The organism is Lacticaseibacillus thailandensis DSM 22698 = JCM 13996, assembly GCF_001436135.1.
GTDB lineage: Bacteria > Bacillota > Bacilli > Lactobacillales > Lactobacillaceae > Lacticaseibacillus > Lacticaseibacillus thailandensis.
On record NZ_AYZK01000008.1, the window covers coordinates 35,017 to 58,216 of the forward strand.

Here is a 23,200-nt window from a genome sequence, read left to right on the forward strand (position 1 = left end):
TGTGGGGCGCCTCTTTTTGTCTCCCGGATAGTTGTGGCTATCCGGGTAAGGCTAAACATGATGAGATGAAGAAAGGGGGTGGTCGCATGGCCCAGCAGTTGTGTTGTTCGGTGTGTAAACAGGAAGCAGATGCAGAACCTTGCTGTATGCGCATGGGCATAGGGCGGACTTTTTTGAAGAAGAACGGTGCGGTCACCCTCTACGTGACCGCCAGTTAAAACTGGAGGCAATTTAATATGCATAAGCAATCATGGGCCCGATTAGTGGCCACTGGGACAGTAGTACTCGCGTCGGCATTGGTACTCGCTGCGTGCGGTGCAAGTAGCAGTACGAGTAGCAGTAAAAAGCAGGTGCTCAACCTGGCCGCGTCGGCACAACTAGATACCATCGATATTTCTAAGTCCACGGGTTATGGCCAGACGGGGAACGTCTACGAAAGCTTTTACCGGTTAGGTAAGAACGGGAAGGCTACGGCCGGTCTTGCCAAGTCCGCTTCAGTTTCGGCGGACGGGCGTACTTACACGTTCAAGTTGCGCAAAGCCAAGTTTAGTAACGGTGATCCGATTACCGCGCAATCCTTTGTTTACTCATGGCGCCGGACAATCAACCCGAAGACGACGTCCCCGTACTCATACTTATTCGCTGGGATCAAGAACGCCAACGACATCATCGCGGGGAAGAAGAGCCCCAACACGTTGGGCATTTCGGCTAAGGGGAAGGATACCGTGGTGGTGCAGCTGGACCAGCCCATCGCCTACTTTAAGGTCTTGATGGCCTACCCACTGTTTTCGCCGCAGGACCAGAAGGTGGTCGCTAAGTACGGCAAGAAGTACGGTACCAAGGCCCAGTACTCGGCTTACACGGGCCCGTTCAAGATTTCCAAGTGGAACGGTACGAGCAACAAGTGGACTTTCGTCAAGAACAAGGACTACTGGGACGCCAAGAAGGTTAAGCTGCAGAAGATCAACTACATGGTGGTTAGTGATGCCAGCACCAGCCTGGACCTTTACCAGACCGGCAAAATTGATCTGACACAGTTGGAGGCCACCCAGGTTAACAACTACGCACACAACAAGGAATACAAGATCTACCCGTACTCCTACGTCAGCTTTTTGGAATACAACCGGGCGGACAGCGATGCCAACAAGCAGAAGGTGTTGAACAACACCCACTTCCGGCAGGCAATTTCCGCGTTGGTCAACCGCAAGCAACTGGCCAAGAAGGTCGTCGGTCAGGGTACGGTGATCCCAACCGGTTTGGTTTCCACCTCACTGGCTGCTAGTCCAAAGACGGGGAAGGACTTCTCCAAGGACCAGGCCGTTGCCGGGACGCTGGACTACAATATCAAGCGGGCCAAGGCTGATTGGGCTGCTGCCCAGAAGGAAACCGGGGTCAAGAACATTTCCTTGACCATCTTGGCACCAAGTGACGATGGTGACGATAAGTCGTCACAGCAAGTGGTACAGTACCTGAAGGCACAGGCTGCTAAGTACTTGCCAGGACTGACGTTGAAGATTCAGAGCATGCCGTCACAGGCTACCCGCCAGAACGAGCAGCGGGGCAACTTTGACATCGCACTTGCTGGTTGGGGCGCCGACTTCAACGACCCAATTTCCTTCCTGCAGATTCTGCAGAAGGACGCTTCATACAACTACGGCAAGTACGATAGTGCTCAGTACGAAGCGCTGGTCAAGATGGCTTCCGTTACCGATGCCAACAACCCGGACAAGCGTTGGCAGGACATGATTGATGCCAGCCACGTAATTCTGAAGGATCAGGCCGTTACGCCGCTGTACCAGAGCGTATACTCCTTCCTGAAGAAGGACGATGTCCGTGGTATCATTCACAACACCGCCGGGACGCAATGGTCTTACAAGTACGCGTACATTAAGTAGTCAGTACTTGGTCACACAGGTCATGCAATAGTTAATAATGGCTCCGCCTTGATACGCACAACGTATCGGGACGGAGCCATTTTGGTTAGGTCAGCGCCAGTACATCGGTAATGGCACCATGGTTCGGGAATAGTACCGGATGGTTGGTGCAATTTATGTGATCGGTTGGCTGGACCGTGGGGTAATTTCCCCTCCGCAGTAGTCCAGCCACCACCAACTTCAGGATCGCCATGATAACGGTTTCGCTCAGATGCTGGAACCTGTATACTGAGAGTAAATAGCGGTTTGAGAGGAAGTGGACCCCGTGAAGCAACCCCTGAACAAGATACGACTCACCAGCCGTCAGTCGCGTTGGTTGTACGTGACCGTACAACTACTGCTCTTGGCGCTCCTGATTTTTGTTTGCACCAAAATCTCGTTTATTTTTGCGCCGTTGCGCACCTTTTTCTCTACCTTACTAGGTCCCTTCCTCATTGCAGGGTTCCTGTACTATCTATTGCGACCGCTGGTTAAACTGCTGATGAAGCTCAAAATGAAGCGGCGGGCCGCTAACATCACCGCCTTTGTGCTGTTACTAGTGCTGGTTATCGGCGGACTCGCCGTACTGATTCCACACATCACCAGCCAGGTTGTGAACATCGTGCAAAATCTGCCCCAGCTTGCCGGGCGGGTGCAAAAGCTCGCCAACCAATTGGCCGGGACTGACATTGCTCAGGGTCTCGGGCTGGACGCGGTGGTCAAAAAGCTCGACTTTGATAACCAAAAGTTGATCAAGTACCTCGCAAACCTGTTGGGTGATAACGCCACGGAGATTTCGTCGATCGTGAGTTGGATCGGTAACGCCTTGGTCAACATTTTTATGGCACCCATCATCCTCTACTTCTTGATGAAGAATGGTGACCGCCTCTCGGGCAACATCCAGCGGTTCTGCCCGCCAGCGCGCCGTCCCTTTGTGGCTAACTTGCTACACCGGGTCAACACCACCGTGGAGACTTACTTCACCGGTCAGTTTACGGATATGTTGATCGTTGCCATCCTGTCATGTATTGGTTACTACATCGTCGGGACGCCGTACGCGTTGGCCATCGGTTTTACCGCCGGGGTCATGAACATGGTGCCGTACATCGGCCCGTGGTTGGGGGCGGTACCGGCCGTGCTGGTAGCGATGACCGTATCCTGGCAAAACGTGTTGTGGGCCGTCGTGGTGGCGGTCGCTGTGCAGCAGATCGACAATAACTTTGTGTACCCGAACGTCATCGGCAAGACCCTCGACATTAGTCCGCTGACCGTGATCGTAATCCTGCTGACCGCGGGCAATATCTGGGGCCTGCTGGGCGTGATTCTGGGTATTCCGGCCTACGCGGTGGTTAAAACCGTGCTGACGTGCTTTATTGCGGAACCTAACAACGGCTTCTTTGATTACATGAACAGTACGGATGAACCCCAAGCGGATGACGACGTACCACGATCGTAACGAGACAACAATAACGGCCGCGCTCATGATGAGTGCGGCCGTTTTGTCGTGGGCTAACGTGCCTGCAGGGTGGTTGCCGCCGCCAGTGCAGTTTGCACCGCGTGGCCGAGACGGGCACAGCCGGCCGTGATTTCGGCTGGTGAGCAGTGGGTAAAGGCGAGGCGTATCCCGTTGTGGTGGTCGTGTAACGGGTAGGTCATGCTGCCGGGTACCAGCGCCAACGTGGCTTTGCATTGCCGGGCCAGCGCGTCCGTGTCCACCGCCGTGGGTAAGGTGACCCAGATGAAGAAGCCCCCTTGTGGTGAACTTAACTGCGCCGCGGCGGGTAGGTTGGCGCGCAATCCCTGGAGCATGACGTCCCGCTTGTGACGGTAGCTATGCCGCAGCGCCGTGATATGGGCGGTGATGTCGTTGTCGTGGAGGTACTGGCTCACACCACGCAACGTTAACGTGCTCGACTCGAGGTCGGCCCCGCTCTTGAGCGCAACCAGGTCATTAATGACTGCTTGGTTGGCGTGGACCCAGCCCACGCGCAGGCCCGGCGCCAGGATCTTGCTCATGCTGTCCACAAAGATGACGTGCTGACCATCGTCAAGTTCACTCAATGTGGGTAGATTGGTGCCGTCATACCGTAACCAGCGGTAGGGGGCGTCTTCAATAATCATGACGTCAAACTCGCGGGCCAGCGCCAACAGCGTCCGCCGCTTGGCGAGGGACATAACGGTCCCGGTGGGATTCTGAAAGTCCGGCACGGTGTAAATTAGCTTAACGTGCCGTGCGGTCAATATGCGGCGGAGGGCGACCATGTCCATGCCGTCACTTTGCACCGGCACGCCCGCATAGTGGGGTTCGTAGGTATCAAAGGCGCTGATGGCACCCGGGTAGGTGGGTGCCTCCACCACGATGGTGTCCCCAGGGTTGATGTACAGACGCGCGATGAGGTCGAGCGCTTGCTGGGCTCCCTGGGTCATGGCAATGGTGTCCGCGGTTGCCCGCACGCCGTCACGCTGCAGGAGCTGCGCCAACTGCACGCGTAAGGGTCGAAACCCTTGGGCGTCGGAGTACTGGAATTGGTCGCCAGAATGGTTGGCCAGTGCCGTGGCAAAGGCGAGGCTCAACTCTTGCTGAGGAAACAGTTGCGGATCGGGCAGGCCGCCCGCAAAGCTGATTTGGTTCTTGGTGGGCGCGGCCAACAGGTCACCTAACCCATTGTCCGTTGCTCGCTGTGTTCGTTCCGCGTAATCCATTGCTGTTCCTCCTTATGTAGTATGATCGTCGAGCTGCGTGGGCCCAAGCACCTAACGCTTTTACCCGCGGGGCTGCGCTCTGGTCCGTCGAGCTACGCCCCGCAAAAGCTACCGCGTAAGGCCCTTCAACCAAAAGGCCAAAAGCGGGCCTTTCGGTCAAAGCACCTTACGCTAACGCTTTTACCCGCGGGGCTCCGCTCTGGTTCGTCGAGCTACGCAATGCAGAAAGCTACTGCATAACCCACTTGAACTAAAAGGCCAAACCCGGGCCTTCCAGCCCAAGTCGGTTACACTCCGCTTTCTAACCGCATTGCTCCGCTCTGGTTTTCCTTGCCTTAACCCTACCGCCCGTCCTATAATAAATAAAGCTCAACTATTTCATTTGAACTTGAAATGTATTCAACTAGAGGTATGAACATGTCGAACTTTAGCTACCAAGTCTTTGCCGCCGTCGTGGCGCAGGGCACCTTTGCCCGGGCCGCCGCCGACCTGAACGTGACCCCTAGCGCCGTCAGTCACAGTGTTAGTCAGCTCGAAACGGAACTAGGCTTTCCGCTGTTCATCCGTAACCGTAGTGGGGTGGAGCTGACCAGCGACGGTCAAACCGTCCTACCCGTGATTCAGGGCATCCTGAACCTGGAGGGACAATTGCGGCAAGTGGCCGACGATATCAACGGTATGGCTGCCGGGCGCGTGCGCATCGGGGCGTTCTCGTCCGTGTCCACTAACTGGCTTCCACAAATCATTCAGCGATATAAGGCCAAGTATCCCCACGTCAACATTGAGGTGGTCCAGGCTGGCTTCAACGAGATCAACGAGCAGGTGCGCCTCGGGACCATCGACATCGGTTTTTCGCTATTGCCAGTTTCCAGTAATGTGGACGTGACGCCGCTGATTAAGGACCGCATCTTCTGCGTCACGCCGACGGACTTTAAGCCCCACAACGGCGAGTTTGTCGACGACGCGGATATTGGCGGCCGCAGTTTCATTTTGCAGCAGCAGGACTATGACCGTGACACCAAGCGAGCACTGGATCGTTACCACGTGTCCGGCAATTCATTGACGTATTCCATTGACGACCAGTCCATCCTGTCGATGGTGGAATCTGGTTTGGGTCTAGGAATTCTGCCGGAGTTGGCCCTCAACAAGTTGGTGGGGAACGTCAACGTCTACCCGTTTTCGACCGACTTTGAACGGACGCTGTGCATGGTGGTCAACCCGACCCAGGCGCAAGCCCCCAGCGTCGCCCACATGCGCGCAACGATCACCGATTACCTCCAGGAGGAGTACGGTAACCGTTATCTAGGTGCGCAGGCGTAACGCAGAGAAGCTTCCGAAATACCAGTTGGTTGGCGTTCCGGAAGCTTCTTTGCGTACACTACATTTTGTCCATGGTGGCGTTGAGGGCGGCGTCGACGCGGTTGTTATCGCGATTGTTGGCGTGACCCTTCACCTTGTTGAAGGTGAGGGAGTCAAAGCGGTCCACCTGGGCAAGGAGCTGCTGCCACAGCGCGGCGTTTTTGACCGGCTTGCCCTGCTTACGCCAACCGTTGGCGCGCCACTTCACGTACCACTGCTGCTGCATCGTGTTGATGACGTAGGCGGAATCGGAGTACAGGTTAACAGGGATGTCGGTGCGCTTGATGGCGGACAGGCCCTGAATGGCCGCCATGATTTCCATGTAGTTGTTGGTGCGGCCATACTCACCGCCGGACAGCATTTTCTCGTGGTCGCCGTAACGGAGCAGCGCCGCCCACGCACTTTTGTCAGTGGGGCGGACAGAACCACCCTTGTTGACGCCGGTGTTGCGGTTGCCACCGTCCGTGTAGAGCTCAATTGTCTTAGGCATCATTCGTCCTCCTCGGTTTGCTTACCGTCCCAGTTTAGCACAGCGGCGTAGTCGGTTGGTTGCAGGTACGCGTTGCAACTGGGCGGCATGGCGTCAATAGATGTGTTAGAATTGAATGACTGTTTTTTGACGTGTACGTAAGGGGTAAAAGATGGAAAAACAACGTTTAACCCGTAGCAACCTGTTTTTTATCGGGTCCATGCTGTTCGGGATGTTCTTCGGTGCTGGCAACTTAATCTTTCCGGTATTCCTGGGCCAAGCCTCAGGTAAGAACGTGATTCCTGCATTGATTGGCTTCCTGATCTCCGGTGTGGGCCTGCCACTACTTGGGGTCGCCGCCATTGGGTTGTCCCGGACGGACGGGGTCTTCGCCTTAGCCCAGAAGGTCGGCCGGCCCTACGCCTTTTTCTTTACGATTATCCTGTACCTGTGCATGGGTCCACTTTTCGCCACGCCGCGCCTGGCTACGATTTCCTACGAGATTGGCCTATCGACGTTTATTCCGGCCGACCACGCTAAGTTGGCGCTGTTGATATTCTCGTTCTGTTTTTTCCTCGTCGCTTGGCTCCTGGCGCGGCGACCAGGGCGTATCATGACGTACGTCGGCAAAGTATTAACGCCGGCCTTTCTGGTGGCGTTGGCCCTGTTACTGGCTTTTGCCATTATCTTTCCGTTGGGGCACTTTAGTCAGGACATGGTTTCCGGTGCTTATCGGCACGCGCCCCTCATCAAGGGTTTCACCAACGGGTACATGACCATGGACGCGCTGGCTAGCCTGGCATTTGGTGTCGTGGTGGTCAACGCGATTCGTGATTTGGGTGTGACGAAACCCAAAGCCATTGCGACCGACACCATTAAGGCCGGCGGGATCGCGGCCTTGCTGATGGCGATCCTGTACGCTGCTCTGGCCTTCATGGGGCTGACGTCGCTGGGGCAATTTGACTTTGCCAGCAATGGTGGCGTTATTATTGCCGAAATTTCCAATTATTATTTTGGTACCCTGGGCAGTATCCTGACGGCCATCATTGTGATCCTCGCCTGCCTGAAAACGGGGATTGGCTTGCTGACGTCATTTGGTGACACGGCCGTGGAGCTGTTTCCGCGGCTCCATTACCGGACGGTGGTGTTCTGGTCAGCGCTGGTCTCGCTGATCATTGCAAACGTGGGCCTCAACGCTATCCTGGCCATTTCCGAGCCGGTGATGTACTTCCTCTACCCGCTAGCGATCGTCCTAATTTTGACGGCGCTGGCGGAGCACCTGTTTGATAATGACCGCGTGGTGTACGTGATGACCACCGTCTTTACGTTTATCCCCGCACTACTGGACGGGCTCAACGCACTGCCGACTGGACTTAAAGGTGCGTGGGTGCACCAGGTCGTTGGGTGGGGTCAGTACCTACCTGGATTTAGCCTCGGACTGGGGTGGGTTTGTCCAGCTTTGCTTGGCTTCGTCATTGGTCTAGTAGCCCATGGTTACCGGCGACACCGCTTAATAATGAAATCATAAATCAACAACAAAATTCTTTTTTAAAAATGAACGCCGTGACGGGCGTTTTTTTATCGCCGTAAATAGGGTTAATAGTTAGCGTTATTTACTTCTGTAAGCGGTTTCCGTGATGAACCGAATTTTGTGCAATTGTGAGCCGACGTAATTGAATACGTCGGCTTATTTGATTGTGTAGATTGTGGTTATAGGAGATTACGCGGAAACCGGTAAGGGAGGGATGTGTGGCAAAGCAAGATGAGTGGCAGTTTGGATGAAGGGAGGGTAATAGCATGAAACGACTGATTAACGCTTGTGCCGTCATGTTGCTGGTGCTGCTGCAGCTGCAGGGCTTCTGGGGGCATGTACAGCCGGTGACCGCCGCTGATAATACGGCCACGGTACTCGATGACTCGGCGGCGCGGGTCACGGTCACCCCGACGGTCGTGGATGACCGGATCGACTGGCAGATCGACTTTGATCGCCACGATCCGACCGACCACACCACTAGGGCGATTCGGATCCGCGTGGCGCAAGCGGAAAATGGCAGTGGGACCGTCGTTCGGCGTGACGGTGACCTGGAACGGTCGACCGATCCGGACGACGAATGGTACCACGAAGCCGAGTATAGCGTTGCGGCCCAGGGCCAGTTGGTGGTGAGCACCGATTTGGATGCCACGCAGCTGGTGGTCTGGGTCCAACTTGATGGCAAGGACATGGGCGGCACGGTGACGTCCGACCTGTTGCAGGATGAGGCAGCGCAGCCACACACGGTGGCGTTGCCGGCGAGTCTGCAGGAGGCAGTGGCAGCAGCCAAAGAGGCGGCGGCCGCGAAGGAAGCACCGGACATTGACACCACTACGGATGTGAGTGCGCCGGAGCTGCCAGTTGCAGTGCCGGCAGAAGCGGCACCGACGACCGAGGAGGAACCCGCTGAGGAGTCACCTGCGACTGACACACCGGAAACGGCGACCGACAAGGCCGAGGAGGACGTACCGGCGGCCACGACGAAAATTGAGGCCCCGGGGAACAGCATTCTGCACGCCACTAACTTACGGTTGCTGGGGAATGCGACGGCCAATTTGCAGGTAGATGTGAACGATGCTGGTATTGGCGCCAGCATAACGCCTAAGGGTAGCAGCGCGGGAGCTGGTGAATATAACAACGCTGGCGCGATGCAGACCAACCGGTACAAGGAATACGCGGTCGCCGGGTCAACTGCGGTGATTTTCAGTAGTCGGTATAGTAACAACGTGGGTAACGTTAACCTAACGTTGGAATACGACTACGTGGGGACGGTGCTGGATGGCAATGGCCAAGTGGTTGATATTGGTGCCTACGTGAAGATCGACAACGTCGTTACTCATGGTAACGATTGGGGTGGTGTCAACCAATTTGCGTTTGATTTTTCCCACAATTTCTATTCTGGATTGGTGCTGGCTAACGTACGCAGCTTCGATTGGACCGTCACCTTCTTCGTGAAGGGGGATAAAAACACTCGCGTTAGTTTTGGCGACGATGGTGGACTGACGAATCAAGCCCAGCTGACCTTTACCTCGCTGAATCCGGGTGAGTTTGTTGAACCTCTGAGTGGCGGCTTTGGTGAGGCCGAGTATGATTCAACCCATATTTCTCACCTTCAATTCTACGGAAATACACGTGTTGGGGTCGCAAAGGGTAATTTTGCGACTGAATACGAAAACACTAAGTCGGGTGGTGAACAAACGATGGGTTACACCTCCCACACTTGGGGCGAATGGGGCAAGACGGCTTACGACCCCAATAATGCTGATCACGAATGGGAAGACTGGGCCGGCGCGGCCACTTTCTACAAAGGTGCTGTCGCCCTGGATATAACCGGTGACACGTTCACCTTTAAACGGGGCACGTACGGTGCCTCCTACAATGCTTGGCTAGCCCTATCGAGCGGTTCCCGTGAACACGTGATTCCGGATTACTTGGAAAACCGGAAGAGTGTTAGCACGCAGAAACTCGATGGTGGGGGTAGCCCCGACCAAGTAAATCTGGATGACGACGCGACGTGGACCAACAACGATTTAGACGAGGGCTTGGTGAACCAGTACCACCCGAACGGGACATTCTACTACTACATCAACCAGCAGACGTACTCGTTAACTGATTATCTGACCAAGCCAGAGAAGATCACCATTAGCGACCTGCTCCCGGAACACCTGGTCTTAACTGGTGGTGATGATCAAGTCACGTTGTTCAGCGACTTCATTACTGGGGATTCATCGACCGGAATTAATCTTAACAATCAAAATGTGCACACAAGCATGGTCAACGGACGACAACAAGTCACAATTACGATGACCAACGGTGATTACGTGCGTGACATCGCCTTTACTGGTGGTTACTTCACCATCCGGTTAGCGGTCAAAGTCACGACGAATCCGACGGACGTTGACCCACGCGCCAAGTTGGACAACCAGGCAACGGTGACAATGATGCCGGTTGCAGGTCAGGGAGAGTACAGCCGTCAAACTAACGAAGTAACCGTCTACCTTGGCGACAAGGTGAACGGCAAGATTCGTTTCAACAAAGTTGACGGCGACGGTCAGCCACTGGCCCGAGCCGGCTTCACCCTCTACCGTGATGGTAAACCGGTGGGAGCCGAGGTGTTTGCTGACAAGGACGGCCAGGTCGTCTTCGCTGACGTCGCACCAGGTGAATACACCATCAAGGAAACGACGCCACCAGCCGGGTTCGTACCGAACACGACGATTTATCAGGTACAGGTGCAGAATGACGGCAGTGTTGCGTGGACCGGAGGGATGCCGACCAATACGCAAGTCGTGAACCACCTCAAACCGTTCGTTTTAACGCTACTCAAGCGTAACGGCGAGAACAAGGAGCCACTGGCGGGCGCGCAGTTTGAACTGACTGATGCTCAAGGCAACCAGCTAGATGAACAGACGTCTGGTCATGACGGCAAGTTAACCTTTGCACACAAGTTAACGGCCGGCACGTACTTTATCAACGAAACGCAGGCGCCGACCGGGTTTGAAAGCCTCACCCGCCGCATCAAGCTGGTGGTGACGGCTACTGGTATCACGGCCACCTACGTGGATGTCACTGGCGACCCAATTACGGGTGACCAAGTAGCGTTGGATTACCAGCTTCTGCCAGACAAGCAGGACAACACAGCCCACATCACGGTTGATAACACGCCGGTGACCCCACATCCGGGTAAACTTCCCGACACGGGTAGCCGCGGACTCTGGGGCTACATGGTGGGCGGATTGTTGCTGGTAATGATCGGTAGTGCTTGGGCACTGGTGCAGCGCCGGCGGGGAGGTGATGGTCATGACTAAGTTACGTTGGTTGGTAGTCACCATCCTGGCGGTACTGGGACTGACCCTCATGTTTATGGTTACCCAGCCGGTCGCGGCGGAGACCACGACTACGGTGACCATCCACAAACGGCTGTACCATAGCCGGGATGAACTACCGAGTATTGCGAATCAGGGTACGGAGTTGGCGACTGACCACGCGGCGTTAGCCAACAGTGTTGGTTTAAACGGCGTGCGGATGACGGTTTACGATGCGACCGAGTACCTGCGCGACTTTGACGGCGGCCTGGACCGTTTCGTTCAGGTCTATGGCAACGGCGATATGACCGCCACCGCCATGGCCGACGTGGCAGCCAAACAGGAGTTGCCTGTAGCTGCGGACGTGACTACCGCTACTAGTAGCAGTGGCGAACGCGGCGTAGCGAGCTTCCCGGTGGCGCGGGTGCGTGACGGGCAGCCGACCGCGTACTTCATCGTGGAGGATGCTGATACTGCCGGGGCGGCGAACGTTGACGTGACGTCCCTACCGGGGATGTTGGTGGTGCCGAACATGTACAGCACCAGCACCGCAGCTTTGCACATCTACCCGAAGAACGTGGCGTACCAGCGTGACCCGTACTTCTTCAAAATTGGGCGGCAAGCTAATGGCACTGAGAGCCGGTTAACGGGCGCGGCGTTCGTGGTACGGCGGCAGCAAGCCGGTAGCTGGCAATACCTGGCCGCCGAGCAGGACAACCTACAGGAACTGCAGTGGGTAACCAGCACGCAACCGCAAACGGACGCCAAGTTACGTCGGTTCACGTCTGGCGACCACGGTCTGTTAACTACGGGCGAAATTATGTTTCCGGCGGGGGACTACCAGTGGGTCGAAGTGACGGCTCCTGACGGTTACCAGCTGCTGGAACAGCCCGTGGCGATGACGGTACCGACGAGCACGTACCACGCGGATGGAACCTATAATCCGGTCGTGATCAACGGGCAGGCGGTGACCGAGACGAGTAGTGGTAGTTTGACGGCTGCCATTATCCAGCGCGGCCGCCCGTACGTGTACAACAACGCCAAGACCACCACGGTGCCAGAAACCGGCGGGACCACGCCGGGGCTTGGGAGTCCGACCAGTACTACGGGTCCGGCCCGGACGGGTACCACCGCGACGGGCAAAGCGACGCGGGGATGGCTACCGCAGTTGGGCCAATACTGGTCCGTTCTGGCTGTGATTATTGGTCTGGGCATGATTGGTTTAGCGATAATTTGGCGCCGGCGGCTACGTCGGGCCACAGTGGAGGTTCAGACAAAGAATGCGCACAAGCATCAATGATGACTGGTAATGAGGGGGTGCAGCACGCACGCTGGCGTCCCCAACAAGATGAGGAGGAAACGCCATGAAACGCGCAAAAATAGGTTATTGGGGGAGCCTGCTAGGCACGCTGATCCTGTTGATTGGGGTTCTTGCGAGCCTAGCCACGCTCCGGCCGGTGGGGGCCGCAACCGCCACCACGGATGATGTTAGCATCACGATTCACAAGTCTAAACTGACGGAAAACACCACGATTGAGAACAGTGGGTTGGAACAAACAATGCCCGGTGAGCCCCTGGAAGGCGCTGGGTTTACGATCTACAACATCAGTGAACAGTTCTATCAGGAATATGATGGGAAGAACGGCCAGACGTTGGCGGAAAAATTTACTAACAATCTCGCCGCACTGGGTGACTACGAAGATGGTGCAATTGGTGCTGAAAAGTTCACCGATACCGAGGGTGGAATCAATTGGCAACACCTACCAGCTAAAACGCAGCTGACGAGTGGGGCCTCCATGAACTCGGTGTTTATCATCGTTGAAACGACGGTACCAGGGACGGTCACGTCCGGGTCACTGCCAATGGTGGTAGCCCTGCCAGTTGCGGATCCAAACAACGAGGGTCAAAGCTTGCGGGACATCCACCTGTACCCAAAGAACTATGGGGTCGACAAGGTGCTCCTGGATGACGAAGGGGCACCGGCGACGGAGACTCAGCGTCATGAAGTTGGGGACCGGTTCGACTACCAGGCCAGGTTCACGATTCCAAGTAACATTACGGACATGAAGATGTTTAACATCTGGGACGCATTTCAGGGTACTGGTGCACAGTATGACGCTATCAAGAGCATCACGGTCAACGGCACGAGTGATGATTACCTGGCTGGATTCTTAGCCCAGGGTACTTTCGTTTTCAATGACTCGCGGACTAAGTGGCAGTATGACTTTAACCTGACGGACGCGGACAGCAAAGCCTTCTTTGCTAGCCTGGCCGGCAAGACGGTGACGATTACGTACTCTGCGTTCATCACGGACGACGCGACGCCAGATACGAAAATCGGTAACAAATTCTACGTTACCTACCAAACGGCCAACGACCAGAAACACGATCTCGATGATGATTCGACTGAAGTGGCAACTGGTGGGCACAAGTTCGTTAAGGTTTCCACGGTTGGCAACGACAAGACGTTGAAAGGCGCTAAATTCGTGGTTCAACGTGGTAGCCAATACGCGGTAGTTGGTAAAGATGAAATTAACTGGACGGATGATATCAATGCTGCCACGACGTACACGTCTGGCGAAGACGGTCTGGTAGTAGTGCGGGGCTTGGCGGATGGCCAGTACCAGCTAGTAGAAACCCAGGCACCGGACGGCTACGTCATCAAGGACAAGAGCACGCGTTTCACGATTAAGGATGGTAGCTTTGATGACACGGCGAAGATCTATGTTCAAAACGATCCCGAAAACTTTGGCTTCCTGCCAATGACTGGTGGGATGGGCTGGTTGGCCTTCCTACTGGCGGGTATTGGCTTGATGGGTGCGGCCCTGCTGCTGATGCGGCGGCGCCACGCACAAGCATAGCGGTAGCAGCATGATCAACGGTAACCCACAGTATCGTGGGTTACATACATATAATGGAAGGGAGTGGCGGCACATGCGGCAAATATGGGCACGAATCATCCTGGTGGCGGGGCTTTGTGTGTGCGCGTACCCCTTTGTGAGTCAGCTGGTGAATGACGTGGTGGTTTACCACCAGACGCAACGCGCAGCGGACAAAGATGCGGCCAAGTACGCCGCCCGGTTGCAGCGTCAGGACGCAGCGACTCCAGAAGACAGCTTTGATGCCAAGAACCTGAGCAAAGACGTGCGGGCACACCTTCTGGGCAGTATTACCATCGCGCGGATCGGCGTGCGGCTACCGCTGTTCGACAACGTTGGTGCGCAAGCGTTGCACGTAGGCGCGGGTGTGGTGCCAGGAACCGACGCACCCACGGGCGGTCGCGGTACACACACGGCGATATCGGCACACAGCGGGGTGCCATCCAAGCGTCTATTTACAAATCTTCACCGGCTGCGTAAAGGGGACACCTTCGTCATGACCGTAGCGGGTAAACATTACGCCTACCAGGTATTCCGTATTCAGACGGTGTTGCCCACCGCCGTGCGGGAGTTGGCACCGGAACGAGGGGAGGACTTGGCTACGCTGATTACGTGCACACCGTACATGGTCAACTCCCACCGGCTGCTGGTGACCGGCCGGCGGGTACCGTATACGGCCCAAGTAGCGCGAGCGACCAAGGACGACGCTGAGTCGCGGTATCACCGCAGCGTTGCGCTCCTCGTGGGCATTGTCGCAGCCATTTTGTCCGTTGGCGCCACCTTGATCTGGCGGTGGCGGCGGAAATCAGTTAGTGGTGTTAGCTAGGTTAGTTGTCAACTTCGTCCTGGCTGTTAATTTCGTGGAGGCCGCGTCACCTGCGAGGCGCCACTACGCCAGAACCAATGACACACAACAAGTCGGAGGTGGTGGAATTTGCCATGTCTGTTAGAATAAGAGATAAAAACGAATTAAGGGGACCCGGACATGGAACCACATTTGATCATTACGGATATTGACGGCACGTTGGCGGTGGACCACCAGCACGTATCACCCGACACCGTCACAGCACTTAACTTAGCCATGGATGCGGGTCACCCGTTCTTTGTGGCGACGGGGCGGATGTACGCGCTCGCCAAGATCATCGCCGAGCAGGTCAGCGACCGTGCCGGCGTGATTGGCGCTAACGGGGCGGTCTATGACTTTTCCGGTCAGCGGGTGCACCACCTGCTGGGCAAAGAAGCCCTGACACAGACTAACAACGTGACTTCGCGTCATGGTTTGTCCGCCTTTTACTTCAGCGATGATACGGTGTACTACACCCAGACGCCGCCGACTTTTGTTGAAGCCGCACTGCGCGTGTTCCAGCCGGATGGGTTGACTGTCGGCGTTAAACAGGTCGGCACCCTAGAAAACCTGTTGAAGCGTGCTGACAGGATCACTAACGGGATCGTCATCAGTCCGCGCGACGCCGAGGGGTTACGGCGCACACAGGAAGAATTGGCCGCTATGGACTTGATGCACGTTTCGGCATCGAACCACGACAACATGGAACTGATTCCCCGTGGCATTGATAAGTCCACGGCGGTGCGGGAATTGCAGGCCAAAACGGGGATCCCGGCGTCCCGGACTATCGTCTTTGGTGACGGCATGAACGATATTGGCATGATGCAGGAAGCGGGTGTCAGCGTGGCTATGGGCAACGCGGTACCGGCCGTGAAGAAAATCGCTGCGTACACGACGGACGATAATGAGCATGACGGTATTGCCAAATTTTTGGCGGATTACCTCAAAACTGAGTAAATGAGAATAATTACGCAAAGGGGCTCATGTGAACGCATGGGCCCTTTCATTTTGTTCCGGATTGGTGTTCCTCTGTGACCGTTTACAAGTCCGTGATTAGTGGGTTTACTCTCGGCACTTTCTAATCGGTTGGCCACTGCAAAACGTTGTGTCAGTAGGGGCCGACCGTATCAAAAATAAGTTTAAGAATTGTGGCAGGTGGCCAATTCGTGAGCAAATACTATTTACTTTAATGGCATTTTAATGTATTGTTTTACTATTAGATTTAGCGTAGTGACATTTTTGTGACTACCAAACAAATACATACCGTCATTATTGTTGAGTGGCATTATGTTTGTTTAAGTAAGCGAGGGAGTACGCACATGGCAAAATATCTTGCAAAACGAATCTTTTTTCTGATTTTAACGCTGTTCATTGTTGCGTCCATTACCTTCTTCCTGATGAAGATGTTACCAGGGACGCCATACAACAACCCGAAAGTTACCGGTGCGCAATTAGCCGCGCTGAACAAAGCCAACGGGTTGGACAAACCAGTCTGGTACCAGTACATCAAGTACCTGGTGGGCTTGCTCCATGGGGACATGGGTACGAGCTACCAGTTCGCTGGGCAAAGCGTTAGTCACCTGATCATTTCCCGCGTGGGCCCGTCCTTCCAGATCGGTGCCCAGGCAATGATCGTGGGGACCCTGCTGGGGATCCTGCTGGGGGCCATCGCGGCTATCCGCAAGAACTCCTGGGTCGACTCCACGGCGATGATTTTCGCCATCCTGGGTCGGTCCATCCCTAACTTCGTCTTTGCCTGCCTGCTGCAGTTCTGGTTGGCCTACAAGTACCAGATCTTCCCAATCGCGCTGTGGGATGGCTTCAGTTCTTCCATTCTGCCAACGATTGCCCTGGCCATGGCGCCACTGGCACAGACGGCTCGGTTCATGCGGACCGAAATGGTGGACGTGCTGAACTCCGATTACATCGAACTGGCCCGGTCCAAAGGGGACTCCCGTTGGCAGGTCGTTGCCAAGCACGCCCTGCGGAACTCGATGATTCCTATCATTACTATCATTGGACCAATGGCCGTCGACTTGATGGTTGGGTCACTGGTTGTTGAGAACATCTTTGCTATTCCTGGTATTGGTGAACAATTTGTCCGTTCCATTCTGACCAATGACTACCCAACCATCATGGGTCTGACCATGCTGTACAGTGTCATGCTGGTCGTCATCATCCTGGTCGTCGACATTCTCTACGGGTTCATTGACCCACGTATTCGTTTATCCGGGGAGGCAAACTAATGGCTGACTACAAAATCACCGCCGACAGTTTCAAGCCGGCGCACATTGCCAAAGAGCAGCAGGAAAAGCTCGGCACCGACAACATGACTTTCATGCAGGATGCCCTGCGTCGCCTGCGGCACAACAAGATGGCGATGATTTCGTTATGGATCATCATTGCGTTTATCGTCATTTCCGTCCTGAGCATTTGGATTTCACCATCCAACCCTAATACTCAACACTTGAAGTGGAATAACTTACCACCCAAGATTGCTAATTGGAGTATTCCAGGATTCCGTGGTTACGGGGTCTCTGCGGGTGAAAAGGTCAACGTTTACGCCCAGAACAACGTGCCCAAGAACGTCTGGTTCGTCTTAGGGACTGACAGCCTGGGTCGTGACATCTTTAGCCGGATCCTTGTTGGTACCCGTGTTTCCCTATTCATTGCCTTTATGGCCACGTTGTTTGACCTGACCATCGGTGTGGTTTACGGGTTGATTTCTGGTTGGAAGGGCGGCATGGTTGATACCGTTCTCCAACGTATCATTGAAATCATCAGTTCGATTCCTAACCTGGTTGTGGCCATTCTGATGTTGCTGGTCTTCAAACCTGGGTTGACCTCCATCATTATCGCCATCGGGTTTACTGGATGGGTCACCATGGCCCGACTGGTGCGTGCGCAAACCTTGCAGATCAAGGACCAGGAGTATGTCCTGGCCGCACGCACTTTAGGTGAATCATCGGTCAAGATTGCGATGAAGCACCTGATTCCTAACCTGAGTTCAACGATTATTATTCAAACGATGTTCACGATCCCAACCGCCATCTTCTTCGAGGCCTTCCTGAGTTACATCGGGATCGGGATTCCATCACCAACGGCTTCCCTAGGGACGTTGCTCTCCGATGGGCAGAAGAACTTCCGGTTCCTGCCGTACCAGATGGTTTATCCAGCGATTGTGATTTCGGTATTGATGATTAGTTTCAACCTGTTAGCCGATGGGCTGCGGGATGCATTTGACCCACGCACTACACGCTAGGAGGTGAGCCTGTTGAGTAAAATTCTTGAAGTCAAAGATCTACAAATTGATTTCCATACCTACGCCGGCACGGTTCACGCTATTCGTAACGTTTCGTTTAGTTTGGAAAAAGGTGAGACGCTCGCCATTGTTGGTGAATCCGGTTCTGGGAAGTCCGTTACTTTGCGGACACTGATGGGGTTGTTGGCGAACAACGCCGTCGTTAAGAGCGGAGAAGTTATCTTCAACGGCGAAGATGTACTGAAGAAGTCGGAAAAGGAACTGGACGCCATGCGCGGTAACGATATCGCCATGATCTTCCAGGACCCCATGACGTCACTAGACCCAACAATGAACATTGGTAAGCAAGTCGCTGAGCCACTGTTGTTACACAACAAGATCAGTAAGAAGGACGCGATGAAGGAAGCGGCCCGGGTGCTCGACCTGGTCGGGATTCCGAACGCTAATAACCGGCTAAAGGATTACCCACACCAGTTCTCTGGTGGGCAACGTCAGCGGATTGTTATCGCGATTGCGATCATCAACAACCCGCAGATTCTGATTGCCGATGAACCAACGACTGCCCTGGACGTAACCATCCAGGCCCAGATTATTGACCTATTGAAGGAACTGCAGACGAAGATCGATACCAGTATCATTTTCATCACGCATGACTTAGGGGTTGTGGCTGGGATTGCTGACCGTGTGGCCGTTATGTACGCGGGGAAGATCATCGAGTACGGGACCGTGGACGAAATCTTCTACAATCCAAAGCACCCCTACACTTGGGGCCTACTTGAATCCATGCCCACGCTGGAAACCAAGAGTGACCGTCTGTACGCGATTCCTGGTACGCCGCCCAGCTTGATCGACCCACCAAAGGGTGATGCGTTCGCCGCCCGGAACCACTTTGCTTTGCAAATCGATACCGAGCAGGAACCACCATTCTTCCAGGTATCCCCAACGCACGCCGCGGCAACGTGGTTGTTGCATCCGGACGCCCCAAAGGTGGAATTACCACCAGAAATTAAGCGTCGCCAAGCAATTTGGCGGCAGATGCATCCAGAAAAGGCGGGTGACTAACCGATGGCAGAAGAACGTGAAAAGCTGGTCCAGGTGCGTCACCTGGTTCAAACCTTTAATCCCGGCAAGAAGTCCGAGGTACGTGCCATTCAGGACGTTTCCTTTGACATTTACCGTGGCGAGACGCTGGGCCTGGTTGGTGAATCTGGTTCTGGTAAGACGACCACGGGTCGGGCCATTATCCGGTTGTACAAACCAACGAGCGGGGAAATCCTGTTTGATGGCAACGACATTGCCGGCTTGCACAACGGTTCCAAGCAGATGAAGGAATTTCGGCGGGAAATGCAGATGATTTTCCAGGATCCTTACGCTTCGCTGAACCCCCGGATGAAGGTCAAGGACATCATTGCTGAGGGGATCGATATTCACCACTTAGCCAAAGATGATGCTGACCGTGATGCGCAGGTGGCTAACCTGTTGCAACTGGTTGGGTTGAACCCTGACCACGCAACGCGTTACCCCCACGAATTTTCTGGTGGGCAACGGCAACGGATCGGGATTGCCCGGGCGTTGGCTGTGCAGCCACAGTTCATCATTGCCGACGAACCAATCTCCGCGTTGGACGTGTCCATTCAGGCCCAGGTTGTCAACTTGCTGAAGAATATTCAGGAGCAGCGGAATCTGACCTACTTGTTCATTGCCCATGACCTGTCCATGGTTAAGTACATTTCCGACCGGATTGCCGTTATGCATTACGGCCGGATCGTGGAATTATCCACGGCCGACGAAGTGTATAACCACCCGTTGCACCCGTACACGCAGAGTTTACTATCTGCGATTCCCATTCCGGATCCGGAAAAGCAAAAAATGCGTGAGCGGATCTACTATGACGCTAGTGCCGAAAACGACGGGGCTGAGCGGAGCATGGTAGAAATCACACCAGGCCACTTTGTTTTTGCGTCCGAGGATGAAATCCAAGGATACAAGGACCAGGCGGCAAAGTACGCCGAGGCCGAGCAAAAGTAACACGTTAAATAACAGCCGCAAAAATCCTCTCCCCCTGGAAAAGGGGTGGGGGATTTTTTTGTTGCCACGAGCGTGCAAAAATGCATAAAATTAATAATTAAATAGTTCACGTTATCAACGCTGATAGCATCGCAAACGATTGACATCGCGGGCTAAATATCATTTAATAAGTTGGACGCGGTGTATTCATTATTCAATTATTAACAATATATATTGGGGTTGCGTTAAGTGCCTGTGTGTTGCGTTTGGGGGAAGTATTATGACTTTACGTGGTGAAACTAAGGTTCATTACAAGATGTTCAAATCCGGTAAGAAATGGGTCATAGCGGGTATCGCCGTTGCGGCGATGGTACCAATCATGATGGCACCTACCGTTTTGGCACCATTGGCACCAGTTCGGGCTGCGGATAATAGCAGTGTGGACAAGAGTGCAACGGGTTTGCTCAACCATTACTTTCCGGGTAGCAGTTGGGCCAGTGATGAAATTAAGACGGCTGTCGACGAAGGGGCCTTTATTGACGCCACGCCTAGCGGGTATGGTACCGTCAGCATTGGGTCACCCGATTACGTGAAGACCATCGCGGCAGCCGGGCTGCGGCTGACCATCAATGGCAACACGTGGACGATCAGCCCGCGCGATAGTAGTAAAAATGTTGAGCTGAGCAGTGTGCTCAGTTCCTTTGGCGTACCCAGCGCCAGTGTTCTCGCTGCGCCAACTTCAGCAGCAAACATGCAGACCATCCTCACGTATTTGAACGGCACTACTTTGAACAGTATGAACGGTGGCAAGGGCCTCACGTCCGGCTTCCCGTACAGCCTGCTGAGTGGTGGCGAGATGGATATGACCGACAACGTACCGTTCACTGGGGCCACGACTGACGGTTACAGCGCCATTACGGCTGGTAACGTCACGCTGACGAACAACAACTCCACACCGACAGGTAACGTGCTGATCACTGATGGGGGTAGCCTCACCGGGACGGGCACACTACCAAACGCCATTGCTAACAGCATTAGTAAGTACCAGTTCAGTACGGATTCTCTGGTTACGACTGAGCGTGCCATCAAGACGGCTGCTCTAGCAATCGGTAAGCAGCTGGTTGCCAATAACAGTACGCCCGTGGCCGCAGTGGCGGGTAACAGCGAGATCGACTTGGATTTCAGTAAGGCCAAAGCCGAGAACGGCACCTACGTATTTACGGTTGATGCTACCAAGTTGGGTAACTTGCATAACGACTTTGTGTTCAAGAACGCCAGTGATTACGACGGCAGTAGCAAAGTGGTGATCAACGTCACTGGTGGTAGCGGTGCCACGATGACCGTTCCCGGAATTAAGAGTGATTCGACGAAGTTACAGCGCGTTTACCTGACCAGTACGGATGGTACCACGCTCGACCTGACTAACGAGCAATTTGGTATTAAGACCACGCTGCTCGCGCCCACCTCCAACGTCAAGCTCTCAGGTAGTGCTACCATCAGCGGCTTTGTCGGCGCCATTAACGGCGACGGGAGTGGTGATGGCTACGTGGCGACAACGACGCCATCGAATCCGACTAACCCGACGACACCAACGACTAGCACGTACACCGTGCAGTTTGTTGATAAGAATAACGGTAACAAAGTGGTGGGCACCACGACGGTTGATGGGACTGCGGGTGACAGCAAGACCGTCACCGTTCCTAACGGTTGGGTTCTGGCCAGCGGCGCATCTAACACCGTGAAGTTGACCGATGACCCGTCCACACCAATTCAGGTGCCGGTCGTGCAGGTCAAGACCGCGACGGTAACCCAGACAATTACGAGTACGGCGGTTAAATCTGTTACTGACAACACGCCAGTGACGGACAACGACACTGACGACCAAGGCAATACCATTACGTACGCGGGCAAAGTCAGCGACTTACCTCAGCCGCAAACACGTACTACAACGGTGAAGTACACCGTTGAGGGTACGGGTGATAACGCCATTGTGAACGTGCTGAGTGGTGCGGCTGACGGGGTCGTCTTTGATCCCATTGCCGCGCAGGATGTTTCTGGTTGGATTGAAGACCAAACGAGCGTGGCTAACACCTACCTGGATGAAAGCACCTTAATTAGTAAATTAAAGACTCTCGATAGTGAGGATGGGAACGTGGCGGTTGCCGCGCAGTTGATCTACTACCCATCTTCTACTAGCGTGCACAAAACGATGACGTTTACGGACCACGTCTCGTTCGAGTTTAGTGACGATACCGATGGCGATTGGGATCAGTTGCCAGACGATTTCGACCGGAACGCTACGGTGGGTTATACCGAAACTACTAACTACAACGGCACGGTCACCAAGAGCAACTTTGCCATTGAAGATGGCGGTAGTCTTCCGGACGTGACGGCGGCCCAGATTGCTAGTTGGAACATCGATGGTTACACGAATGATGCCAGCACGGCTTCGTTCCAGACGGATGCGGACGTCATTAGTACACTCGAACAGTCTGGTGGCCAGGTACAAGCCTTTTACACCGTGATCCAGTACAAAGCCGCGGACGTACAGCTACACGTGACATACGTTGACGACGTGACGGGGGACACGGTGACGGTGGCTAACTCCGAAGTTACTGGACTGAACGGCTCTACCGGTGAATACACGGTGGTTGTGCCAGATGGTTACGCGCTGGCCGCGAATCAAGCGGCCACGGTTAGCTATCAGCTCACCGCCGATGACACTGATGATATTACAGTGCACTTGACGCATGTCGTTGATCACACCAGTGCAGCGACCACGCGGACGATTAATTACGTCTATGCTGGTACCGGCGCGAAAGCGGCTGATAGTGTTACGCAGACGCTGAGTTGGAATGTGGCCACGGATGAAGTGACGGGCGCATCCGTTGCGACGCCGGCAGGCGAATACGCCGCGGTCACTTCCCC

General features: G+C 54.6%; 17 protein-coding genes. 15 read left to right on the forward strand and 2 right to left on the reverse strand.

What is annotated here, in order from left to right; genetic code table 11:
* Positions 1-86 precede the first annotated feature (86 nt).
* The 3 genes from FD19_RS09940 to FD19_RS08630 all read left to right on the forward strand — a co-directional run bounded on the left by FD19_RS09940 (position 87) and on the right by FD19_RS08630 (position 3,369).
* Positions 87-218 carry a hypothetical protein gene (locus FD19_RS09940; RefSeq protein WP_268872341.1) on the forward strand — a complete coding sequence of 44 codons (132 nt, stop codon included), beginning with the start codon at positions 87-89 and terminating at the stop codon, positions 216-218.
* Between the two features lie 18 nt (positions 219-236).
* The gene (locus tag FD19_RS08625) at positions 237-1,895 is read left to right on the forward strand and encodes a peptide ABC transporter substrate-binding protein (RefSeq protein ID WP_056969787.1); all 1,659 of its coding nucleotides are present in this window, start codon (positions 237-239) and stop codon (positions 1,893-1,895) included.
* Between the two features lie 304 nt (positions 1,896-2,199).
* On the forward strand, positions 2,200-3,369 hold the full coding sequence (locus tag FD19_RS08630) for an AI-2E family transporter (protein WP_054750854.1): 1,170 nt from the start codon (positions 2,200-2,202) through the stop codon (positions 3,367-3,369).
* A 53-nt stretch (positions 3,370-3,422) separates the two neighbouring features.
* On the opposite strand, the gene FD19_RS08635 is transcribed toward FD19_RS08630, so the two are convergent.
* Positions 3,423-4,616 carry an aminotransferase-like domain-containing protein gene (locus FD19_RS08635; RefSeq protein WP_054750855.1) on the reverse strand — a complete coding sequence of 398 codons (1,194 nt, stop codon included), beginning with the start codon at positions 4,614-4,616 and terminating at the stop codon, positions 3,423-3,425.
* 417 nt (positions 4,617-5,033) lie between these two features.
* Here FD19_RS08635 and FD19_RS08640 point away from each other — a divergent pair, with 417 nt between their 5' ends.
* On the forward strand, positions 5,034-5,936 hold the full coding sequence (locus FD19_RS08640) for a LysR family transcriptional regulator (RefSeq protein WP_054750856.1): 903 nt from the start codon (positions 5,034-5,036) through the stop codon (positions 5,934-5,936).
* Positions 5,937-5,994: 58 nt separating this feature from the next.
* Here FD19_RS08640 and FD19_RS08645 read toward each other — a convergent pair whose 3' ends face one another.
* Positions 5,995-6,465 carry a ribonuclease H family protein gene (locus FD19_RS08645; RefSeq protein ID WP_054750857.1) on the reverse strand — a complete coding sequence of 157 codons (471 nt, stop codon included), beginning with the start codon at positions 6,463-6,465 and terminating at the stop codon, positions 5,995-5,997.
* A 151-nt stretch (positions 6,466-6,616) separates the two neighbouring features.
* On the opposite strand from FD19_RS08645, the gene brnQ reads away from it, so the two are divergent.
* The 11 genes from brnQ to FD19_RS08700 form a co-directional block, all read left to right on the forward strand.
* Complete coding sequence (gene brnQ, locus FD19_RS08650; protein WP_056969789.1) at positions 6,617-7,972, forward strand: branched-chain amino acid transport system II carrier protein; 1,356 nt, start codon at positions 6,617-6,619, stop codon at positions 7,970-7,972.
* Positions 7,973-8,241: 269 nt separating this feature from the next.
* Positions 8,242-11,283 (forward strand): MSCRAMM family protein, encoded by a 3,042-nt coding sequence (locus FD19_RS08655; protein WP_054750858.1) that lies wholly within the window; start codon positions 8,242-8,244, stop codon positions 11,281-11,283.
* Positions 11,276-12,580 (forward strand): pilin N-terminal domain-containing protein, encoded by a 1,305-nt coding sequence (locus tag FD19_RS08660; protein ID WP_056969791.1) that lies wholly within the window; start codon positions 11,276-11,278, stop codon positions 12,578-12,580. Before FD19_RS08655 ends, FD19_RS08660 begins: the two co-directional genes overlap by 8 nt.
* Before the next feature lie 64 nt (positions 12,581-12,644).
* Positions 12,645-14,141, forward strand: a complete 1,497-nt coding sequence (locus FD19_RS08665; protein ID WP_054750861.1) for a SpaH/EbpB family LPXTG-anchored major pilin — start codon at positions 12,645-12,647, stop codon at positions 14,139-14,141.
* A 73-nt stretch (positions 14,142-14,214) separates the two neighbouring features.
* Positions 14,215-14,985: a class C sortase gene (locus FD19_RS08670; RefSeq protein ID WP_056969793.1), complete on the forward strand. Its 771-nt coding sequence runs from the start codon at positions 14,215-14,217 to the stop codon at positions 14,983-14,985.
* Positions 14,986-15,144: 159 nt separating this feature from the next.
* Positions 15,145-15,960, forward strand: a complete 816-nt coding sequence (locus FD19_RS08675) for a Cof-type HAD-IIB family hydrolase (protein WP_054750864.1) — start codon at positions 15,145-15,147, stop codon at positions 15,958-15,960.
* A 362-nt stretch (positions 15,961-16,322) separates the two neighbouring features.
* Entirely contained in the window at positions 16,323-17,249 is a 927-nt protein-coding gene (gene opp3b / locus FD19_RS08680; RefSeq protein WP_056969795.1) for an oligopeptide ABC transporter permease, read from the forward strand.
* Entirely contained in the window at positions 17,249-18,265 is a 1,017-nt protein-coding gene (locus FD19_RS08685; RefSeq protein ID WP_054750865.1) for an ABC transporter permease, read from the forward strand. Before opp3b ends, FD19_RS08685 begins: the two co-directional genes overlap by 1 nt.
* Positions 18,266-18,277: 12 nt before the next feature.
* A complete protein-coding gene (locus FD19_RS08690; protein WP_054750866.1) occupies positions 18,278-19,327 on the forward strand; it encodes an ABC transporter ATP-binding protein in 1,050 nt (349 codons plus the stop codon).
* Between the two features lie 3 nt (positions 19,328-19,330).
* The gene (locus FD19_RS08695; RefSeq protein ID WP_056969797.1) at positions 19,331-20,293 is read left to right on the forward strand and encodes an ABC transporter ATP-binding protein; all 963 of its coding nucleotides are present in this window, start codon (positions 19,331-19,333) and stop codon (positions 20,291-20,293) included.
* Between the two features lie 259 nt (positions 20,294-20,552).
* Positions 20,553-23,200 (forward strand): KxYKxGKxW signal peptide domain-containing protein (locus FD19_RS08700; RefSeq protein ID WP_056969799.1); only part of this gene is annotated, 2,648 nt, incomplete at its 3' end.